General features: G+C 68.7%; 18 protein-coding genes. 7 read left to right on the top strand and 11 right to left on the bottom strand.

Annotated features, from left to right (window positions below):
• Window positions 1-792: 792 nt before the first annotated feature.
• A complete protein-coding gene (locus ACIRU3_RS40505) occupies window positions 793-1119 on the bottom strand; it encodes a hypothetical protein (RefSeq protein WP_404067868.1) in 327 nt (108 codons plus the stop codon).
• A 118-nt stretch (window positions 1120-1237) separates the two neighbouring features.
• On the opposite strand from ACIRU3_RS40505, the gene ACIRU3_RS40500 reads away from it, so the two are divergent.
• Window positions 1238-1735 carry a MarR family winged helix-turn-helix transcriptional regulator gene (locus ACIRU3_RS40500; protein ID WP_404067865.1) on the top strand — a complete coding sequence of 166 codons (498 nt, stop codon included), beginning with the start codon at window positions 1238-1240 and terminating at the stop codon, window positions 1733-1735.
• 441 nt (window positions 1736-2176) lie between these two features.
• On the opposite strand, the gene ACIRU3_RS40495 is transcribed toward ACIRU3_RS40500, so the two are convergent.
• A complete protein-coding gene (locus ACIRU3_RS40495; protein ID WP_404067862.1) occupies window positions 2177-3058 on the bottom strand; it encodes an NAD(P)H-binding protein in 882 nt (293 codons plus the stop codon).
• Between the two features lie 44 nt (window positions 3059-3102).
• On the opposite strand from ACIRU3_RS40495, the gene ACIRU3_RS40490 reads away from it, so the two are divergent.
• Entirely contained in the window at window positions 3103-3477 is a 375-nt protein-coding gene (locus ACIRU3_RS40490; protein ID WP_404067859.1) for a MerR family transcriptional regulator, read from the top strand.
• 261 nt (window positions 3478-3738) lie between these two features.
• On the opposite strand, the gene ACIRU3_RS40485 is transcribed toward ACIRU3_RS40490, so the two are convergent.
• The 3 genes from ACIRU3_RS40485 to ACIRU3_RS40475 all read right to left on the bottom strand — a co-directional run bounded on the left by ACIRU3_RS40485 (window position 3739) and on the right by ACIRU3_RS40475 (window position 6125).
• Complete coding sequence (locus tag ACIRU3_RS40485; protein ID WP_404067857.1) at window positions 3739-4557, bottom strand: tyrosinase family protein; 819 nt, start codon at window positions 4555-4557, stop codon at window positions 3739-3741.
• A 44-nt stretch (window positions 4558-4601) separates the two neighbouring features.
• Window positions 4602-5033 (bottom strand): tyrosinase family oxidase copper chaperone, encoded by a 432-nt coding sequence (locus ACIRU3_RS40480; RefSeq protein ID WP_404067906.1) that lies wholly within the window; start codon window positions 5031-5033, stop codon window positions 4602-4604.
• Between the two features lie 840 nt (window positions 5034-5873).
• A complete protein-coding gene (locus tag ACIRU3_RS40475) occupies window positions 5874-6125 on the bottom strand; it encodes a hypothetical protein (RefSeq protein ID WP_404067854.1) in 252 nt (83 codons plus the stop codon).
• A gap of 441 nt (window positions 6126-6566) precedes the next feature.
• Here ACIRU3_RS40475 and ACIRU3_RS40470 point away from each other — a divergent pair, with 441 nt between their 5' ends.
• A complete protein-coding gene (locus ACIRU3_RS40470; RefSeq protein WP_404067851.1) occupies window positions 6567-7010 on the top strand; it encodes a hypothetical protein in 444 nt (147 codons plus the stop codon).
• Between the two features lie 113 nt (window positions 7011-7123).
• Window positions 7124-7576, top strand: coding sequence for a hypothetical protein (locus tag ACIRU3_RS40465; RefSeq protein ID WP_404067848.1), 453 nt, complete (start codon window positions 7124-7126; stop codon window positions 7574-7576).
• Between the two features lie 741 nt (window positions 7577-8317).
• On the opposite strand, the gene ACIRU3_RS40460 is transcribed toward ACIRU3_RS40465, so the two are convergent.
• The 3 genes from ACIRU3_RS40460 to ACIRU3_RS40450 form a co-directional block, all read right to left on the bottom strand.
• On the bottom strand, window positions 8318-9898 hold the full coding sequence (locus tag ACIRU3_RS40460) for a cation acetate symporter (protein WP_404067845.1): 1581 nt from the start codon (window positions 9896-9898) through the stop codon (window positions 8318-8320).
• A complete protein-coding gene (locus ACIRU3_RS40455; RefSeq protein ID WP_404067904.1) occupies window positions 9895-10263 on the bottom strand; it encodes a DUF485 domain-containing protein in 369 nt (122 codons plus the stop codon). Before ACIRU3_RS40455 ends, ACIRU3_RS40460 begins: the two co-directional genes overlap by 4 nt.
• A gap of 988 nt (window positions 10264-11251) precedes the next feature.
• Complete coding sequence (locus ACIRU3_RS40450; protein WP_404067902.1) at window positions 11252-12178, bottom strand: DUF5937 family protein; 927 nt, start codon at window positions 12176-12178, stop codon at window positions 11252-11254.
• A gap of 133 nt (window positions 12179-12311) precedes the next feature.
• Between ACIRU3_RS40450 and ACIRU3_RS40445 the strand changes: the two genes are divergently transcribed.
• The 3 genes from ACIRU3_RS40445 (at window position 12312) to ACIRU3_RS40435 (ending at window position 16422) form a co-directional block, all read left to right on the top strand.
• Window positions 12312-13226 (top strand): aldo/keto reductase, encoded by a 915-nt coding sequence (locus ACIRU3_RS40445; RefSeq protein WP_404067842.1) that lies wholly within the window; start codon window positions 12312-12314, stop codon window positions 13224-13226.
• Between the two features lie 155 nt (window positions 13227-13381).
• On the top strand, window positions 13382-14335 hold the full coding sequence (locus ACIRU3_RS40440; RefSeq protein WP_404067839.1) for a LysR family transcriptional regulator: 954 nt from the start codon (window positions 13382-13384) through the stop codon (window positions 14333-14335).
• A 149-nt stretch (window positions 14336-14484) separates the two neighbouring features.
• Window positions 14485-16422, top strand: a complete 1938-nt coding sequence (locus tag ACIRU3_RS40435) for a collagenase (protein ID WP_404067836.1) — start codon at window positions 14485-14487, stop codon at window positions 16420-16422.
• A 197-nt stretch (window positions 16423-16619) separates the two neighbouring features.
• Here the strand turns inward: ACIRU3_RS40435 and ACIRU3_RS40430 are convergent, their stop codons facing one another.
• The 3 genes from ACIRU3_RS40430 to ACIRU3_RS40420 all read right to left on the bottom strand — a co-directional run bounded on the left by ACIRU3_RS40430 (window position 16620) and on the right by ACIRU3_RS40420 (window position 17960).
• Entirely contained in the window at window positions 16620-16916 is a 297-nt protein-coding gene (locus ACIRU3_RS40430) for a hypothetical protein (protein WP_404067834.1), read from the bottom strand.
• A 33-nt stretch (window positions 16917-16949) separates the two neighbouring features.
• The gene (locus ACIRU3_RS40425) at window positions 16950-17591 is read right to left on the bottom strand and encodes a hypothetical protein (RefSeq protein ID WP_404067832.1); all 642 of its coding nucleotides are present in this window, start codon (window positions 17589-17591) and stop codon (window positions 16950-16952) included.
• 228 nt (window positions 17592-17819) lie between these two features.
• Window positions 17820-17960 (bottom strand): hypothetical protein, encoded by a 141-nt coding sequence (locus ACIRU3_RS40420; RefSeq protein ID WP_404067829.1) that lies wholly within the window; start codon window positions 17958-17960, stop codon window positions 17820-17822.
• Window positions 17961-18369 lie beyond the last annotated feature (409 nt).

Here is an 18369-nt window from a genome sequence, read left to right as displayed (position 1 = left end):
CACTGGCGTGTTCCGATCGCCATCGCCGCTTGCCTGACCACTAGGTGCGAGCACAACCGCGAGCCAACAGAATCCCACCCCGGCCAGTTGGTACACGGCCCTGGTTCAGTCAACACACCGGCCCGAACGAGGTGGCCCTGTTCCACACGCTGGCGGGCATGACACACCTCCAGCCCCGAGCAGCACCAGCCCAGAAGCCCCGCCGTAGCCTGACACCCCGGCCAGAGCCTGGGCCGGGCCTGGGCCGGGCCTGGGCCCGCGACGGTACGAGCCGAGCTCCTGGTGCAGGTCCACAAGCTCACCGAGGATGCGGTCCAGGCCGGCGTCGTTCCAGGCCGCGTTGAACGTCGTCGCGACAACCCGCTCGTGTGAGTGGTTCAGGCGGTTCTCCGACCCGACCAGCGACAGCAGACCTGTGTCGTCGGGCGCCGCAGACACAAGCGGAGATGCAGCCCGGACCGCCGGGGCGGTGGCTCGGGCAGCACATCCCACGGGATGGTGAACAACCAGGCGGACGCCATGAGCCCGACGGCGGGAAACAAAGCGGCGGTCAGTGCTCATGAGACAGCTACACGAAGTAGACGACCTCAGGCAATGGCTGAGCGCGTACCCGGCCAGCCGGGCCGACTGCGGTGACCAGCCGGCTCAGGCCCGGCGATCACCCAGCGAGCTGTTCCGGGCCCATCGTGGACCTGCCGGGTCAGCCGTTGCCGGACCAACTCGTGCCGTCGGTTGGATCGGTGCGTTCGGAGTGGGGTTGTCGGGCAGGTCGTGTGGTAGCCCAGACGGGGGTCACACGGTGCGGGCGCCGCCGACGAAGGTTCGTTCTGGCGGGGACGCCACGAGTTCGACCATGGTGCCCGTGCGGAGGTCATCGCCGAGGACGCGCGTGATCGCGTCGGTGAGCGCGGTGCCGAGGTGCGCGGTGATCTGGGCGGCGTCGGGGCGGTCGAAGACGCCGGCGCGGACGCCCAAGACCACCGAGGCGTTTGTGTCCACGGCCTTACCGCCCTGCGTGAAACGGCCTGCGGGGACTCCGGCCAGGCGGACGCTCACGAGGTCGCGGGCCCATTCGCCGTAGACGTCGACGATCGCGCCGGTCAGGGCGGCGACGAGCATGGGTTCCTTACCGGTCAGCCTGTTCTCTGGAAGGTGGACGGTCAGATGCGGCATAGTGGACCTCATTCCCTTTGAACCCAAAGGCTTTGAGCTTAAAGATAACTGGAAGGGGTCGCCGATGTCCACGGAATCGGACGGTCCAGCCGTCGACGAGGCCGTCCGCACCCTGCTGTTGCTCATGCCACGGCTCGTCGGCCGCGCCAAGCGCCTGCCCATCCCTCCGGCGCTCCAGGGCCTGGACCTGGCACCGCGACATCTCGCGCTCCTGGCCCACCTGGAGTACGACGGTCCCACGAGCGTCAACGAGCTGGCCGCCCGGCTGGAGGTGGCCCCGACGACCGTCAGCCTCATGGTCAGCGAGCTGTCACGGCCGGGCGTCCTGCAGCGCACTGCCGATCCCGCCGACCGTCGCCGCCGCATCATCGCCATCGCCCCCGCCTACACCGCACCGATCGGCGAATGGCTTTCCGGCAGCGCCTCTGCCTGGGAATGCGTCATGCGCCGTCTCGACCCGGCGGAACGCGCCACGGTCATCACCGCCCTGCACGCCTACGAGGCCGCCTTGGAGCAGGCGGGCCACCAGCATCGGAACGCAAAGCCGCGCCAGAGGCCCTGACGAAGGCGTCGAAGGTGCCGGTGAGTGGTCGGACACGCGGCGAGGCCAAGGAAATGCCTCGTGCAAGTCGTCGCGTTGCTCCCAGCGGATCCGCAGGCGACGGAGGCCGCGCAGCCAGGCGATCGTTCTCTCTGCCACCCAGCGGAAGATGCCCGGACCAGAGCCGTGTTGCTGGTCCCGCTCGACGATGAGCGATGACCGGACGAATGCCCCGAGCCCACAGCAGGCGCCGGTACTTGTCGTGGTCGTAGCCGCGGTCCGCGAGCAAGCATCCGGCCGATGCCCGGGCCGGCCGACCGCACCGGCAACAGAGGGGACTTGCCGGGCCGCGGCAGCAGCTGGGTGACGTCGTAGCGGTTGTCGTCGGTCAACGTCATCCGACGCCCATGCAGGTCATCGAGCACCTCCGTAATTGTCGGGCGGAGCGTGCCGCAGTTTTCGTCAGCTGAACTCGGCCGCGTGGTCGATGGCCCACCTCGCGAAGGTGCCGGCCGGTCGGCCCGTAAGGCGCTCAACGTGATCGGTGGTGCAGTGTGACTGCGGCCGCCACACCGAGGCAGCGATCAGTGCTTCCACCAGCGGCTCGGGACGACCGTCTGCGAGCATTCGTGATCGCGCGAGGTCAGCGGGAAGCGCCTGGAAGCGCAGACGGCGTCGGAGAGCAGCACCGAGGTGAGCGACCTGGTCGGCGCGACTGAGCACCTCGGGACCCGTCAACACGTACAAGTTCTTGTCCAGTTGGTCGGGATGGGCGAGCAGCACAGCTACGGCCGCCTCGGCGACGTCGCGCTCGTCGACGACGGCTGTGCGCGCCACGTCCGGGCCTGACACCACGTCGCCCGCCCGCAACTGTGCTGCCCAGCCACGGGAGTTGGAAGCCAGTGTGTCGCTACGCAGCACCAGGGGCCGCAGACCGGCATCGTGGAGCAGGGCTTCCATGTCCGCGTGCACCTGAACGATGGGATCACTCTGGCGGGCGGCTTCGTCGTCCATGGCGGCCGTGGACAGGTAGACGACACGGGGCGCCGCAGCGACGAGTTCCGCAACCACGGTGTGGGCAGGGGCGGAGTCGAGCAGTGGCCAGATGAGAAAGACAGCGTCGATGCCCACGAGGGCCTCGCGGACAACAGTGGGGTCCGTGAGGTCGCCGGCCACCGACTCGGCTCCGGGGCGCGGACCTGTCTGATGGCGCACGAGGCTTCGCACACGCGCGCCGTGTGCTCGGAGACGGGTGACGACCTCACGGCCGAGGTTGCCGGCCGCGCCGGTGACCAGGATCGATGAACGGTGACGGGCGTCCGCGGAGCGAGTGGTATCAGGCATGATCGAGACGCTAAGGGTTCAGGTCGACATGAAGGCAAGGGCGTGTGGTGAAGACGATCGGGGAAGTAGCCGCAGAACTCGGAATCGAAGCTCACGTGCTGCGGCACTGGGAAGATGTTGGGGCACTCACCGTTCGTCGCGATGGGAACGGCTACCGCGTCTACGACGACAATGCTCTGGAGCAGGCCCGTACCGTGCTGAAGCTGCGGCGAGTCGGGCTCTCGTTGTCCGAGATCACCGCCGCCATGTCGCCGACGAAGTCGGCGGCACAGGCGGTCGTGAGGGCGAAGATCGCGGCACTCGAAAGTGACGTCGTTCAGAAACAGCAGGCAATTACCTTCCTGCAACACACCGTTGAGTGCCGGCATCGATATCTCGACGACTGTCCGGACTGTGCGACTTTCGTCCGTGAAACCTGAGCCGCCCTTCGGCTGGGCAGCCCGAGCGGCTGGATCCTGCCGGCCATCGGTGCCTACTGCTCACGGGTGGTCGAACCCCTGCGCGCGGCAGCCCTGGCTCCGGCATAGGCGATGCCGCTGGGAGTGCTGAAGGGAACGACCGCCTGGTCAGTCGCCGCTGCTGCGGGGCGCCTCGGTCGGTTGCCACCCTTCGGGAGTCGCAGGGAGCTTGCTGAACTCAGCAAGAAGGGGGGAGTCGCACGATGGCCCACCCCTTGGCAGTCAGCGGTAGGTGTAGAACTTCGTGTGGTCGAGCATGTCCTGGGGCGTCACGTCGTTCCACGGCTTCATCGTGTCACGCAGGCCTATGACACCCTCAGGCGCGGTGACGGGGACGTAGCCGGAAGAGGGGTGCTCGGCCTGCCAGTCTGCCCAGAGTTTGTCAATGAAGCAGTGGTGGAGCCAGAAGACGGGGTCATTCGGTGAGGCGCCGCTGAGCATCTGGCCGCCGACCCAGACGTGAACCCGGTTGTGGAGGTTGGGGCCCTGCCAACCCTCGAGATAGTTGCGGAAGCTTTCAGACTCGCTGTTCCACGGAGGGGCGTCATAGGTCGACATGGCCAGGACGGTGTCCACCTCCTGGCGGGTGGGCAGCGCACGAACGTTGGCGCCGAGGCCGCGTCGTAAGAAGGTCCGACCGTCGACACGCACGTTCACCGGCCAGCCGCCTTGCGTGAAGGCGAATGGTCCGGAGGTCACCTGGTCGTCACCGCTGCGGCCGTTGCCGCCGAGGAAATTGTCCGACCACAGTGAGCTGTTGGGCGATCGGTCCTGGGTCCAGTCCCAGTAGGGCAGGTTGACCGAGGGAGTGATGCTCTGCAACGCCTGTTCGAACTGCAGCAGGAAGCGGCGGTGCCAGGGCAGGAACGAGGGAGACCGGTGGCCGGTTCGTTCCCCGTCGTCCGTGTCACTCATGATGAATGCATTGTGTGTCGTCACGAACTCGTCGTACCGCCCCTGCCGCTTGAGCTCGAGGATGGCGTTGACGAAGTTGCGCCTCTCGGTGACCGACAGGTCGGCCTGGTTCCTGCGTTCTCCCATGGTGGTGTTCCTTCAGCGTGTGGTGGTGGGTTTGCGGGGGCCTGTCAGACCATGAGGGGTACGAGTGAGGCGCCGTCCAGGTCTCGTACGGCCGCGCGGGCGACCTCTAGAGGAGTGCGCTGTTTTTGGTAGTGATTGACGACACTGAGCCAGGTTCCGTCCATGCTCTGCATGACGTGAAGGTCCTTGTCGTCGATGCGCACCACGAACTCCATGAGAGGGGACTCACCGTTGCCCGGGCGACTGCTTCGGCTGCCGCGGTGGTTGCCGTGGTGTGAGGCGTGCTCGTCACGGGCGGGCCTGCCTTGGATGTGTCGGCCCAGATAGATTTCGTCGAACGCTTCCGGCTCATCCATGGTGCTGCCCTTGGCTGCACCGGCCGGCCCCGCATCAGGCGCCCTGCCCGTGCCATGCCGTTCAGGGTTTGCCGTTGCTATGTCCGTCCGACTCGCAAGGGCGGCACCGGCGACCGCCATCGTGCCTGTGAACAGTGCTTTACGACGAGTGGGGTGTTTCACCGAAGGTCCTCTCACCCGGCCGCTGCGGTGTGAGGACCACAGCGGGAACGTTTGTGTTGGCAACGGGAACAGCGGGGCGCCCGTTGCCGCCACATGGTGGCAGCGGTGCGTGCAGTAGAGGAGGTGTGTTGACTGCGATCCCGTGTGAAAGAGACAACCTGACCTGGACGTACACCGTTCAACAGCGGAAGATCTTCTTCCTCTTCGTCGGTCGAGGGCCCAGGACTGAAAGAACAAGCCCAGCCGGGAGTTCGCCCGGGAAAAGTTTCGGTTTGCTCGGCCCGGCGGTGGTGATACGCGTGCCGATGATTCGACTGGAATGCATGGACTGCATCCGTGGACGGGGTAGTCGGCGCAGTTTGACCCTGCCTGAGCCGGACGGGTGTCTATCCGGTGCGGCGGTCGTCGCAGCCTGCCTTCTCCGGACGGGACGGCTGGCGCATGACGTTCGCGGTGAAAGCCGAGCGAGCACGCCCCGGGCATGTGCCCGCGCACTCCCACGCCTTGATCGGCTACACCACGACAAGGGGCGTGATCGACATGTGCTGAGGAAGCGGAAGGCCCCGGGAGCGCGGTGGTGGACCGCGCCGACCCGGGACAGCTCCACCGTCCGGTGCTCGGTGGAGAGTTCGCCCGTCCAGCCGCGTCCCCGGTTGATCCTGCCGGCCAGGGTGAGCCGCTGCGGGAAGCCGACGGTGTCCATGCGGAACACCTCGACTCCGAGCTCCACCAGCTCGACCACGACCCGGCCCGCCGGCCGATCGTCATCGGCGGCGATGATGAGGACGGGCGCGATCATCAGTCCTTGGGCCCCTCGTCCGGCCGTGGCGGATTCGTCGTCGAACCGTCCGGCACCGTCGGGTCGTGCGTGTTCGCCATGCACGTCAACAGGCTCAACTGGCCGCCGTCATAGGTCATGCCGACCTGGCGGACGTCGTCGTACGCATGCGCCGCAACACGAGTGGCCTTGGTGGAATCCGGCATGTGGGCGAACCGCAACGGGCTGGACGCTTCCGGGCAGTGCCGTACGGAGGCGGCCGCATACACCATCGCTGTTGTCCTGGGTGTCGGACACCCCGTAACTCCATTGTGCGCAATTGAATTGCGCCAAATCATGTGATGGTTTTGCCCCTTTCGCGTAAGTCTTCTGATGTGATGTCAGCCTCGTTCGGGAGCCGACGACCAGTACGAAGGGTGCCTGTGCGCGTGGGATCGAGTTTTGGCGCGCACGCGGGACAGGGGCACCCGGCGGTCTCGCCGAGCGGAAAGCGCCTGCCGTGCGGACGCCGGGGCCGCCGCACCGGGGAGGCTGTTGGCTTTGGCGGGGGAGGTGCGAGCCGCAGCCCTGCGGAGAGCGCGGGCCGGGCTCCCCGGCCCGGGCGTCGCGGCGGAGATTGGCTGCATCCGAGCCGCTGGATTGCGCTGGAGCGACGGTGCCGGGGGATTGTGGGGGCCGCGGAAGATCTCCGCAGCCCACAGAATGAGGTGTCCGTGCGTACCACGTACAAGGCCATGACCATTCTCGCCGCCGCCGCTGCGGCCACCGGCGTCCTCGGTCTCCAAACCGCGCAGGCGGTACCGACCAGCAAGCGCTCGTGCGTCGTCCAGCCACAGCAGAGCACCACCACCGCCGATCACTACGCTCTGACCGGTGTCCGCGCCGTCTACCGGACCGACGCGCCCCAGACCAATGCCTTCGCCTTCTACACGCTTCCCGGCGAACCGCAGGGGTGCGCAGACGGAGAGTTCTTCGTCCTCGACGTCCTCACCGGCCGCGTCATGCCGATGACGAGCGGCGCGACGAGCGCCCAGGACTGGCGCGACGTCGCCTTCACGCTGCCGTCCGGACAGCGCTTCGTTCAGGTCATGCACGGCGACCCCGGCAGCCCCTGGGACGCCGCCTTCGTCGGATCGGTCAGCAAACTCCTCTCCTGACTCGACCTGCGCCCTCGAATCCTGAATTCGCTTTCCGGCTGGTCACGGACCCGCCATGCGCTCCAAAGAATTCAGAGCCCCCTACCTGCCAACGCAACCGAAAGGCGCCTGAAATGACCATCTCCAAGCGATACATCATGACGGCAGTGGCCGCTGCAATCGTCGTGGGCGGAATATCCGCTCCGGCCGCCCTCGCCGCTCCGGATGTCGCTCCCGCCTCCTCTCCCGCAGCCGCCCAGAGCATGATGGGTGCGGAGTTGGAGAATCTGCGCTGGACCCCCGTGCGCACCATGAGCGGCGGCACCACCTGGATGCTCCGTGTCAGCAGTGATCCGAATGTCGAGCCTGGCGGGGTCTACTTCCTCTACGACCCCGACGAGTCGTCTGTCTCCGGCTCGTTCTCCGTCGGCGACGACGTCCGTGTCCGCACGGTGCGCGACTGGCGCGCCGCCATCTTCGCTCCCACCTTGGACGTCCGCCGCACCGAGGTGCGCTACGGCAGCCTCCAGGACCCCGGCACAGCTCAGGTCATCGCCAGCGTCACCAACGGCTGGATCAGCCAATGACGTGCTCCCTGGCCTAAAGTCCAGGGATTCCGGCCTGGGTCGTCCGACCCTTCCGGGGGCTTCCTGCTGCAACCCGCTGTGCGGGCACGTGTGCTCGTCCTACCGGCACTCCACAGGCGTTTGAGTCCTGGGGGCGTGGAGGGGGTGACTTCGAGGAGCTTGCCGCGGTCGCCGGGGCGCGGGTCGAAGATGCTGTGCACACCGGAGGGCACTCCTCGGGGGCGGTTGCTTCGTTACTGAGGACTTCGGGTTGTCGTCGTTCATGACCCCTGCGGTATGTCGTTGATGCGTCATACCGCAGGGGCCTGACTGCTGAGCGTCGGGCTTTCGTGAACGGGTCCGGCTTGAGGCCGGTGGGCGGCTTGCGGTGGGTGAGAAGTCCGCGGTGATCGCGGAGTCACCGCAGGCGAGTGTGCGGTCGGTGGAACCCCGGCGTCGCGCCTGGCGTGAGGGCGGGACGAAGGCCTTGCACTCCTGCAGGTCCGGCGAACTCCCCGACGGTCACCGATGCCCAGTTCGCCGTGTTCGAGGAGGAACTGGGCAAGGGCCCGGCCGAGCACGGCTTTGGAAGTTGAGGGGTGGACCCTGGTCCGGGTCCAGGCCGTGATTCGCCGCCGTTTCCGGCCGAGTCTGTCACCGGCGACGGGTGGCGGCTGCCCAAGCGGCACGGTGGTCGTGGCAGGCACCGGCCCGCAGGGCCCTGAAGCGTGACGAGCACGCGATGGTCCTGCGCCGGCCGCGTCACGACGGCAGCACCGCCCGATCCCCGGTGTTCCGGCCCTCGGCTCCCTCCGCGACCTGCCTTCGCCGGTCCATGACGGATCCCAGCCAACCCGCCAGGAATCCCACCGGGACGGTGATGAGTCCGGGATTGCGCATCGGGAAGATCGTGAAGTCGGCGTCCGGCAGCAGCGCACCCGAATTCCCCGAGACTGCCGGCGACAGCGCTACGAGCACAAGCGTGCACAACAGGCCGCTGTAGACGCTGCAGGTCGCCCCCCGGGTCGTGAAGTGCCGCCACCACAGCGAGTAGAGGAGGGCGGGCAGCACCGCGGATGCCGCGAGGGTGAAGCAAAGTGCCACCAGGAACGAGATGTTGAGGTTCTGGACGAACAGGGACAGGGCGATGGCTGTGACGCCGACCAGAACCACCGCCAGCCGCGCCACGCCAAGTTCCGCCTTCTCCGTCGCGGTGCCCCGTTTGATCGTCATCCCGTAGATGTCGTGTGCCAAGGTCGTCGCCGCGGTGAGCGTGAGACCGGCCACGACGGCCACGATCGTCGCGAATGCGAGGCAGGAGATGGCGGTGAGCAGCACCGGGCCACCGAGGGAGTCGGAGAGCAGGAGCATGGCGGTAACCCCGGAGGAACTGTCCGAAGTGATGGTCTTGTTGCCGAACACACCGGCCGCACCGAGCCCGATCACCACGGCCACCGCGGAGAAACCGAGGATCAGCACAGTGGCGAACTGCACCGATCGCCGCGCTTCCCGGGCGGTCGCCACGGTGCCTAGCCGCATCAGCACATGGGGCAGCCCCGCGATTCCCAGCAGCCTCGTCAACTCCAGGCTCAGCGCGTCCAGTTTGCCGATGCCCTCCTCGGAACGGACACCGGGCCGCAGGAAGTCGTCACCGTAGGCGCTGCGATCGGCGGCGGCATGCAGCAGGGCCGCCGGACTCATGTCGAAGTGCCACAGCACCGCGAGCGCCAGGAGCCCCCCACCGGCCAGGAGCAGAACCGCTTTGACGCCCTGAATCATGGTCGCCGCCCGCATGCCCCCACCGACGACGGAAAGAATCATCAGGACTCCGAGACAGGCCACCACGGCGCGCTGGGCACCGGGCCCGTCCAAGCCGAGGATGGGCGCGGCGAGCGTCCCGGCACCGACGAGCTGCGCGATCAGATAGAGCAGCGAGATGATCAGGGTCGCCACGCCGGCGGCCGTATGAGCCGGACGCGGGTTCAGTCGTCGAGCCAGAACGTCGCCGATGGTGAACCGTGCGGAGCCGTGGTACGTCTCGGTGATCAGGATCAGGAGAACGATCCATCCGGCGGTGGAGGTCAGTACGTACAGGACACCGTCGAAGCCCGTAAGAGACACCAGCCCTGGATTGCTCAGCATTCCGGCTGCGGACATGAAGCAGCCGAAGATCGCCAGCCCGTTGCCGGCCCACGACAGCTTGCGGTGGCCGAGATAGTAGTTGCTCAGGCTGTCCAGGCCGACGGCGGCGACGGAGATGAACAGCGTGCAGGTGACGAAGACGGCGAAAACCGTGAAGACTGGGAAGTTGTCTCCGGAGCCGACGGCGAGCACGGTGTTCACCGCTGGCCCTCCGGGTGCGGGAGGGAGGACTCGCGGTCCTCGGTCAGCGGGTCGATCGCGGCCCTGGCGTAACGCCCGTACCAGACGGCGACCCCGGCGGTCATGCACAGTTGCGCCAGGAGCAGCCCGAGACCGACGTTGAACGGGCCTGCCAGGGGCTGGGCCAGCACGGCTCGGGCGGGTGCGGCGAGAAGCACGATGACCGCATGGACGGCGAGAAGCAAGAGGGTGATCCGCACGGGCAGTCGACGCGCCGCACGCAACTGCCGTGCGGCGCGGTCCGGTTGCGGTTGCGGTTGCGGTGAGGGGGGCTGATGGTCCCAGGGGAAGGAAGCATCCGCGAAAGGCGGGTTGTCGGCGGGCATGCCGAAGGCGGGCACGGTGTACCTCCTGGCGGGCGGCAACACGGGGACGGGAGAAGCGACCGTGTGGGTACGGTCGGGGCACAGTGCCCGCGCAATGGTGAGATCGTTGTCGGCCGGGGCTCTGGAAGGTGTTGGATCCCGGAATGGCCGTGGTGGATGAATCGAGGGGATCGGATCTGGCAGCAACAGACGGTCGGGCCCAGCTGCACCCGGGGCGACAGAAAGGTCGCGACGGGCCCGATGCGGGGCACTCACGGGGGAGGAGCACACCACGAGGACCCGTCGCAGGCGCAGTCAATCTCATTGAAGGGGCCCTGAGCCATAACGATCTCGAATGCCACTCATGAGAAGGCGTCACTGACATCGGTTCGGAAGGGGTGACGTTGGCTGAGTCTGCTGACGCTGGGCGGGTGGTGGCAGTGTTCCGTGGCGGTCCCGAGCGCAACGACCGCGTGGCTCTGTGGTTCGGCCTCCGGAGCGGGCAGAGAACCTCCAAGATCCGTGTGTGACGACAGACCTGAACACCCTGCTGACCGCACTCCAACGTGAAGATCGACGACGAAATTGGAGGAACCCGGTGCCTCGGTAGACCGCCGCTGCTCAGTGACTCCGAACTCGCCTGTCCTGCTGTGGCCCAGGCCTTGCTTGGATACCACTCGCAGGCCCGGTGGCTGTGCTGCGCGGACAAGCACCTGACCGACATGTTTCGGTACCTGCCCCAACGGCTTGGCCATCACAAGCGGTTGAAGGCCGCGCTGCCGCTGCTCACGCGCATGGTCCGAGAGTTCGCCATGGACAGTGACTTGTGGACCGACACGGTTTGGATCGCCGACTACACCCCGGTGCCATGCGGCATGTCGCGCCCGACCGTCCAGCGTTCGAACATGGCGGGCCGGGCCGGGCCGGGCCGGTTACGGCTACTGCGCGTGAACGGGGCGCCGGCCCAGCCCGGCGCGGGGCCGCCGACGTCCCGGCGTGCGCTTGCGCCTCAGCGACACCCCGCGCCCAGCAGCGTCTCCCCGGCCGGTGTCCGCGCGTACAGCACCGAGCGGCCGGCCCGGTGGGCGCTGACCAGGCCGGCGTCCCGCAGGGCCGTCAGATTCTGGGAGACGCCCGCCGCGGACAGCCCGGTCCGGCCGGCCAGTTGGGTGGTGGAGGCCGGGCTGTCCAGTTCGGTCAGCAGCAGAGTCCGGGAGCGCCCGAGTACGGCGGCCAGGGCATCGGTCCGGGTGCGCCGCCCGGGCGCCCACAGCGAGCCGATCCCCCGGGCGGGATAGGCGAGTTGGGGCGGGTCGGGCGGCGTCATCCGGGTGAGCGGGAGCGGGCCGGTGAACACCGAGGGGATGAGCAGCAGCCCCGGTCCCGCGGCGGTCCGGGACAGCGCCCCGTGCCGGCGCAGCAACTGCAGTGTGTCGTCGTCCCAGCGCACCGAGGCGTGCAGGTCGTTGAGGAGACGGGCCGCCCCGTGTTCAGCGACCTGGCGGGCCCGGTGGGACACGTCGGCGTCCAGGACGGTCCTGATGCGCGCCCAGTAGGGGGCGCAGGCCAACTCCCAGTAGGACTCGATCTCCTCGACGACCCGGGGGAGCCGGGCCTCCGGCTGGGCGTACAGAGCGCTTGCCCGGGGCCCGAGGCCGCCCTGTTCGCGCCGGAGGCGGTCGAGATCGTCCCGTACCCGGCCGGCCGGCGCGGCCGCGATGCCGTCCAGCTCGGACGCCAGGGTGGGAGCGGGCCCGCTGGGTGTCGGGTTGAGGAAGTCGGGGACGTATCCGGACGGCGGGATCAGCTCGGCCAGCCAACCCCGGTCCAGCCCGGCGGCGCAGACCCGCGGCCGTACCTGCTCCAGCCAGGTCCGGTGGACGGGGTGCGCACCTGCCGCACGCAGCAGCCGGAAACCCGGCCCGACCTCCCACATCGGGGACGCGGCGAACCGGGTGTGCGCCAGGTCCCGCGCCGAGAACAGCAGGTCCGCCACGCCGCGCCCCCCATGGATTCATATATGCCTGAATCAATGGCCTTGATCCTAGAGGCCGAAGGATCCTTCCGGCATGACTTCGAGAACGATCACCGCGGCGGCATCGGGCACCTGGAAGCTGGGGGACCTGGAAGTCCGCCGCATCGGTTTCGGGGCGATGCGGCTGCCGCAGACCGGCCCCGCGCTCGTCCCCGGCGCCGTACCCCGCGACCGCGATCAGGCGGTCGCCGTACTGCGCCGTGCGGTCGAGCTGGGTGTGAACCACATCGACACCGCCGCCTTCTACTTCTCGCCGCTGCGCTCCGCCAACGAACTGATCAACCGGGCCCTCGCGCCCTACCCGGACGACCTCGTCATCACCACCAAGGTCGGCCCCGGCCGCGACCTCTCGGGCCGCTGGCTGCCCCACGCCGGCCCCGGCGGGCTGCGCGCCCAGGTCGAGGAGAACCTGCGCCAGCTCGGCCGCGACCACCTGGACGTGGTCAATCTGCGTATCGTCGGCACGGACTCCCTCGCCGACCGCTTCGGAGCCCTCGCCGAACTGTGCGAGGCCGGTCTCGTCCGGCACCTCGGCCTGTCCAACATCACGCCCGCACACCTGGCCGAGGCACGCGCCATCGCCCCCGTGGTGTGCGTCCAGAACATGTACGGCATCGGAGTCCGGGCCGACCAGGACGACTTCGTCCGCTCCTGCGGCGAGCAGGGCATCGCCTTCGTGCCGTTCTACTCGATCGCCGCCGACGGGCGTCAGGGCGGAGCGGACGGCCCCGACGCACCCGGGATCCGGACGGTCGCCCAGGCTCACGGCGTGGACACGGCACAGGTCCGCATCGCCTGGACGCTGCGGCGAGGCCCGCACGTCCTCGCCATCCCGGGCACCGGCGACCCGGCCCACCTGGAAGCCAACGTGGCAGCCGGCTCTTTGCGCCTCACCTCGGAGGACCTGGCCCTGCTCGACTCCGTGCACCGGGGGGCGGACGGAGCGTAACGAACCGGGACCCGCGACTTGTGCGCCCGGCGGAGCGATGGAACGCTTCCGTCCGCCGGCCGCGACCACGGCCGGCGGTGGCTGTGAGCACCGGTTTTCCGGGAGAACGGACGATCTCCCGGGGCCGGCCGTGGGACGAAACGGGGAGTGGACCGATGGAACTGGAGCTTCGGCACCTGCGTGTGCTGTGCGCGATCGCCGACGCGGGCAGTGTGGGCAGCGCCGCCGCGCACCTCGGATACTCGCAGCCCGCGGTGAGCACCCAGCTCCGGCGCATCGAGCGCCACCTGGGCGAGCCGCTCTTCGAACGCAGCCCGAGCGGAGTACGGCCCACCCGGTACGGCGCCGAGGTCGTCGCCCAGGCCCGCGACGTCCTGGCCCGCGCCGACGCCATCGGCCACCGCCCCGCCTCCGCCCGCCCGCGCCGTACCCTGCGCGTGGCCGCGACCAATTCACCCATGCTCTCGGGCACGGTGTCCCGCGTCCGCACCCGGCTGCCGGAACTGTCCCTCACCGTGACCAGCGTCTACGCCTCCTCGCGGATCGTCGAACTGCTGGAGGAGGGCGCGGTGGACGCGGCGATCGCCGCCGACTACCCGGGCATGGAACTGCGCCACTCGAGCGCCGTGAAACACCGCGGGATCGTCACCGAGCCGACGTTCGTCGCCCTGCCCTCGCGTCACCGTCTGCGCCAGTGCGCCCAGGTGCAGCTGGCCGACCTGGCCGAGGACGACTGGTTCGTGACCCCGGACGACGGCGCCGGCTGGCCCGGGGTGTTCTACGACGCCTGCGAGGCGGCCGGCTTCACCCCGGTCGCCGTCCACGAGTTCCTCGGCGACCAGACACAGCTGCAGAGCATGATCGCCGACGGCCTCGGGGTGTCCCTGGTCCAGCCGACGCTGCGGCCGATCCCGCACGTCGAGGTCAAGCCGCTGGCCGGCTCGCCGCTGTGGTGCCGCTATGTGCTGGCCTGGCGGCCCGAGACCGTCACCGACGACGTCGTGGAGACGCTCTTCCAGTCGGCCGTCGGCGCTTATCGCGATCTGGTCGCCCAGGCACCGCACTTGAGGACATGGGCGTCGCGCACCTGGAGCATCGCCGGGGCGTAAGAGCTGCGGGCCGGAGCATGCCGCGATGTTATGGGCCCGCAGTGCCATGTGCTATGTCACACGCCATTGTTGACGCGGTGGCGCGCTGAGACGCTGCCTCACACGCCTCAACACCCCACCGAGGCACATCCCTTCGTGGAGGAATCCAAGTGCGCTATCGCTTCGCGCTGCCCAGACGTGTGGCCGGCGCCGCCGCCGTCTGCGTCTCCGTGGCCGGCCTGCTGTCGACCCCGGCGCTGGCGGCACCCCAGCCGCACGCCGCTCCGGCCGCCCACACGCCCGGGAAGCACACCCCCGCACCACCCCCCACCGGCCCGAGCACCGGTGCCACCGAGCGTCCCGCGCCCCAGACGACACGGCTCAGTCCAGCCCAACTCCCGCCTCGGACACCGCCGTTCACCCGCAGTATGGAGCGCTCCCCGCGTGCTGCGGCAAGGGCGGCCTCCTGCACCCCGGCCGACTTCGGCAGTCGCAGCGGATCCGCCCTCGTCTCGTTCGTGAAGGCCTCCTCGGCCGACTGCGTGAACACCCTCTTCTCGGTCACCGGCCAGAACGCGCACGACGTCTTCCGCGAAGCGCAGATGCTGACCGTCGCCAACGCCTACACGCGGACGGCGGCGCAGTACCAGGGCGACAACTCCGCCGGCCTTCTGCAACTGGTCCTGTTCCTGCGCGCCGGCTACTACGTGCAGTTCAACCACCCCAATGACGTGGGTGCGTACACCTCGCGCCTCACCACCGCCACCATCGGCGGCCTGGACGCCTTCTTCGCCCGGCGCCACTCCCGGGACGTCACCGCGGCCAACGGCGACATCCTCGGCGAGACCGTCATCCTCACCGACAGCGCCGACCAGCAGGGCCGCTACCTCGGTGTCTACCGCCGGATGCTGAACGCCTACGACAGCTCGTACGACGCGATCGACAGCATGGTCAGGGCCGTCAACGACGTCTACACGCCCCTGTGGCGCGGCAACTGGAACACGGCCTACGTGAACGCGGTCGTCGCCGACCCCCGCATCACCGACACCCTGCACGACTTCGCGCTGGACCACACGGATCTGCTCGGCACCGACCAGGCCTACCTGGACTCCAACGCCGGTATGAACCTGGCCCGTTACGTCGAGCACACCCAGCTGCAGGCGACCGTACGGCCCCTGACCAAGGACCTGCTGGACGAGTCGGAGATGACCGGACCCACCGCCGGACTCTGGGTGGCCGTGGCCACGCAGGCGAACTACTACGACGGCACCGACTGCGCGTACTACGACGTCTGCGACCTGCCCGCCAAGCTGACCGAGGCCGCCCTGCCCATCACCCACCAGTGCGACGCGGCGCACACCATCCGCGCCCAGTCCCTGCCCGCCGACGACCTCGCCGCCGCGTGCGCCAGCGTGCTGAACCAGGACTCCTACTTCCGCGGCATCGTCAAGGCCGGCGGCGCGATACCCGGCCAGTACGCCTCGACCATCCACCTGGTCGTCTTCGCCAGCCGCGCCGACTACCAGACGTACGCGGGCGCGATCTACGGCGTCAGCACCGACAACGGCGGCATCACCCTGGGCGGAGACCCTTCCGACCCCGACAACCAGCCGACGTCGATCATGTACCAGAAGGACTACGACGACGGCTTCGTGGCCCGGATCTGGAACCTCAACCACGAGTACACGCACTTCCTCGACGCCCGGGACGACATGAAGGGCGACTTCGCCCAGCAGATCTCGGTGCCGGACGTGTGGTGGATCGAGGGCCTCGCGGAGTACGTCTCCTACAGCTACCGCGGTCTCGCCGACGACCAGGCGATCCAGGAGGCCGGCAAGCACACCTACAAGCTGAGCACCCTGTTCGAGAGCACCTACGAGAACAGCGATGTGACCCGCACCTACCCGTGGGGCTACCTGGCCGTGCGCTACATGGTCGAGAGGCATCCCGACGACATCCAGCGCATGCTCGCGCGCTTCCGCGTCGGTGACTACGCCGGCGGATACGCCGTCTACCACGACGGCATCGGCACCCGCTACGACGCCGACTTCGACCAGTGGCTCACGGCGTGCGCCACTGGCGCCTGCGCCAAGCCGGCCGCGGCCTGACCGCACGCGCCCGAGCACAACGGCCGCCGACCGGGATCCCGGTCGGCGGCCACACGTGTCACGCGGTTTCCGGCGTCAGACCGCCGTGCAACAGGACGGATTCCGCGGCGACGACACGGCGGTCCCGGACGGCGAGGCAGCCGCAAGATGACGGCCCCGCCCGGGTCATCCGGGACCGGGGCCGCTGCACACCTGGACTACGGCGTCTCGGTCACCGAGTCCAGCATCTTGGTCTCATCGAATTCCCCGTTCTCATCCGTCCACCCCAGATGATCCATCGCCGCCTCCAGGACGAGCGCGTCGTAGTCGTCGACCTTCACATCCCCGCACGCGGCCGGCTTACCCTTCCGGTCCGTCTTGTACTGCGCGGCGAGTGCCTGCTGGCAGCACTGCACCACATCGTCGTAGGACGGGCGCACGAGCAGCCATACAGTGAGAGCCGCGGCAGCCGCGATGGCGAAGGCGGCGACGATGGTGATTTTCCGGCGCTGCATGATGCCCCCAAAGGGTCGAGCCGGTGTGGTGCGTCAGTTCCAGCCGCCGAGCAGGCCGGAACTCAGCTGCGCGTCACAGATGTTGTAGCCGCCGGACGCGTGGCCCTTCTTCGTGTGGCCGTCGACGGTGACCGAACAGTTGATGTCCCCGGAGCCCTGCAGCTGCGCGTTCACCGTGTAGTACATCGCGTCCTTGGCCAGCGGCAGCGTGGCCTCGAACGTGCCGTTCTTGAAGGTGCCTTTACGGGTGTCCGTGTCCGATCCGTAGCCGATGTCCAGGGGGCCGAGCGCGCCGGCGGGGGCTGTGCCCCAGACCTTGAAGGTGACGACCTTCTTCTCGGGCTCGGTGTCGGTGTTCTTCTTGTCGTCGCTTCCGCCGTTGGCGTCTACAGCCGGCTTCTCGGCCTGGGGTGCGGAGTTCGTGTCTTTGGAGCCGTTGGACTCGTTGGACTTCGAGCCGCTGCCGCCCGCGGCGGCGATGACGCCGACCAGGACGAGCACGGCGACGAAGCCGAGGCAGCCGAACCCGAGAATCTTCCCTGCGCTGGACTTCTTCGGCGGCTGCGGTGCGCCCCAGCCCTGCTGCGGGCCTCCCCAGCCGGGCTGAGGCTGTCCGGGCTGCTGCGGGTGGTTCCAGCCGGGCTGCTGAGGCTGCTGCGGGTGGTGCTGGTTCATGAGTCCCCCCGAGGGATCGACTGTGTTCTGAAGGTGTGCGACTTGTAAATGCAATGTGCGGTTGCGGCGAAGTGGGGGGATTGACCCGAACATGTCCAAGTTGGACATGCGTTCGGTAGTGGCCGGGTCGGACCGCGGCCCACGAGGCGCCGCGCCAACCGCGCAACTCGCCGGCGATGTCGTCGTGGAGGGCACCGGCATCGTGGGCTCGTCCCCTCGCTTCCACCGTCACGCCGGACCGGTCGAGGGCCTTCGTACGGCGTCCCGGGTGATGCCCAGGTCCTGGGCGAGGACGGCGATGTGGGTGTGGGGAGTGACAACAGCGGTGGGTGACGCCTTGGACAACGGGATGCGAGGCAGGACCGCCATGGATGCCTGGCTGGACTGACCGAGGCGTGCCCAGGGGTCCCGCGGTCGTGGACCTGCGGGCGGCTGCGCCTGTGGCCTACGCCGAGTCCAGTCCTCTGACGCTGCCGGCCGACCGCGTAGGGGAGCCGGCCGAGTTCGTCTTGGCGGGGGCTCGCTATGGGGGGCCTGGGCTGCAGGGGTGCCGGTTTCCGCAGATGCCCCGCTGCTCGGTGCGATCCGGACCGGTCGCGGTGACGGGGATACTGCGCCGGCGGCCGGCGGCCGGCGTGGGGTGGGGTGGAGGAGACGTGTGGACGCATCGGGCGTGCCGGGGCTCAGGTGCTGCATCCGGGCGGTGAGTTCCCGGAGGCGGTGAGCCGTATCAGGTGCTCGGGCGGCTGCGGATCGTGCCTCTCGCGGGCGGCATGCG

The sequence above is a fragment of the Streptomyces sp. NPDC101151 genome (genome assembly GCF_044768335.1).
GTDB lineage: Bacteria > Actinomycetota > Actinomycetes > Streptomycetales > Streptomycetaceae > Streptomyces.
This window is presented reverse-complemented; position numbering and strand designations above follow the sequence as displayed.

Bases quoted from the DNA above. Each gene is read 5' to 3' on its own strand.
- ACIRU3_RS40440 (WP_404067839.1), top strand. From the start codon at position 13,382: ATGGAACTGGAGCTTCGGCACCTGCGTGTGCTGTGCGCGATCGCCGAC.
- ACIRU3_RS40420 (WP_404067829.1), bottom strand. From the start codon at position 17,960: ATGGCGGTCCTGCCTCGCATCCCGTTGTCCAAGGCGTCACCCACCGCT.
- ACIRU3_RS40480 (WP_404067906.1), bottom strand. From the start codon at position 5,033: ATGGCGGTCGCCGGTGCCGCCCTTGCGAGTCGGACGGACATAGCAACG.
- ACIRU3_RS40495 (WP_404067862.1), bottom strand. From the start codon at position 3,058: ATGCCTGATACCACTCGCTCCGCGGACGCCCGTCACCGTTCATCGATC.
- ACIRU3_RS40455 (WP_404067904.1), bottom strand. From the start codon at position 10,263: ATGCCCGCCGACAACCCGCCTTTCGCGGATGCTTCCTTCCCCTGGGAC.
- ACIRU3_RS40475 (WP_404067854.1), bottom strand. From the start codon at position 6,125: ATGGTGTATGCGGCCGCCTCCGTACGGCACTGCCCGGAAGCGTCCAGC.
- ACIRU3_RS40505 (WP_404067868.1), bottom strand. From the start codon at position 1,119: ATGCTCGTCGCCGCCCTGACCGGCGCGATCGTCGACGTCTACGGCGAA.
- ACIRU3_RS40500 (WP_404067865.1), top strand. From the start codon at position 1,238: ATGTCCACGGAATCGGACGGTCCAGCCGTCGACGAGGCCGTCCGCACC.
- ACIRU3_RS40465 (WP_404067848.1), top strand. From the start codon at position 7,124: ATGACCATCTCCAAGCGATACATCATGACGGCAGTGGCCGCTGCAATC.
- ACIRU3_RS40425 (WP_404067832.1), bottom strand. From the start codon at position 17,591: ATGAACCAGCACCACCCGCAGCAGCCTCAGCAGCCCGGCTGGAACCAC.
- ACIRU3_RS40445 (WP_404067842.1), top strand. From the start codon at position 12,312: ATGACTTCGAGAACGATCACCGCGGCGGCATCGGGCACCTGGAAGCTG.
- ACIRU3_RS40430 (WP_404067834.1), bottom strand. From the start codon at position 16,916: ATGCAGCGCCGGAAAATCACCATCGTCGCCGCCTTCGCCATCGCGGCT.
- ACIRU3_RS40450 (WP_404067902.1), bottom strand. From the start codon at position 12,178: ATGTGGGAGGTCGGGCCGGGTTTCCGGCTGCTGCGTGCGGCAGGTGCG.
- ACIRU3_RS40485 (WP_404067857.1), bottom strand. From the start codon at position 4,557: ATGGGAGAACGCAGGAACCAGGCCGACCTGTCGGTCACCGAGAGGCGC.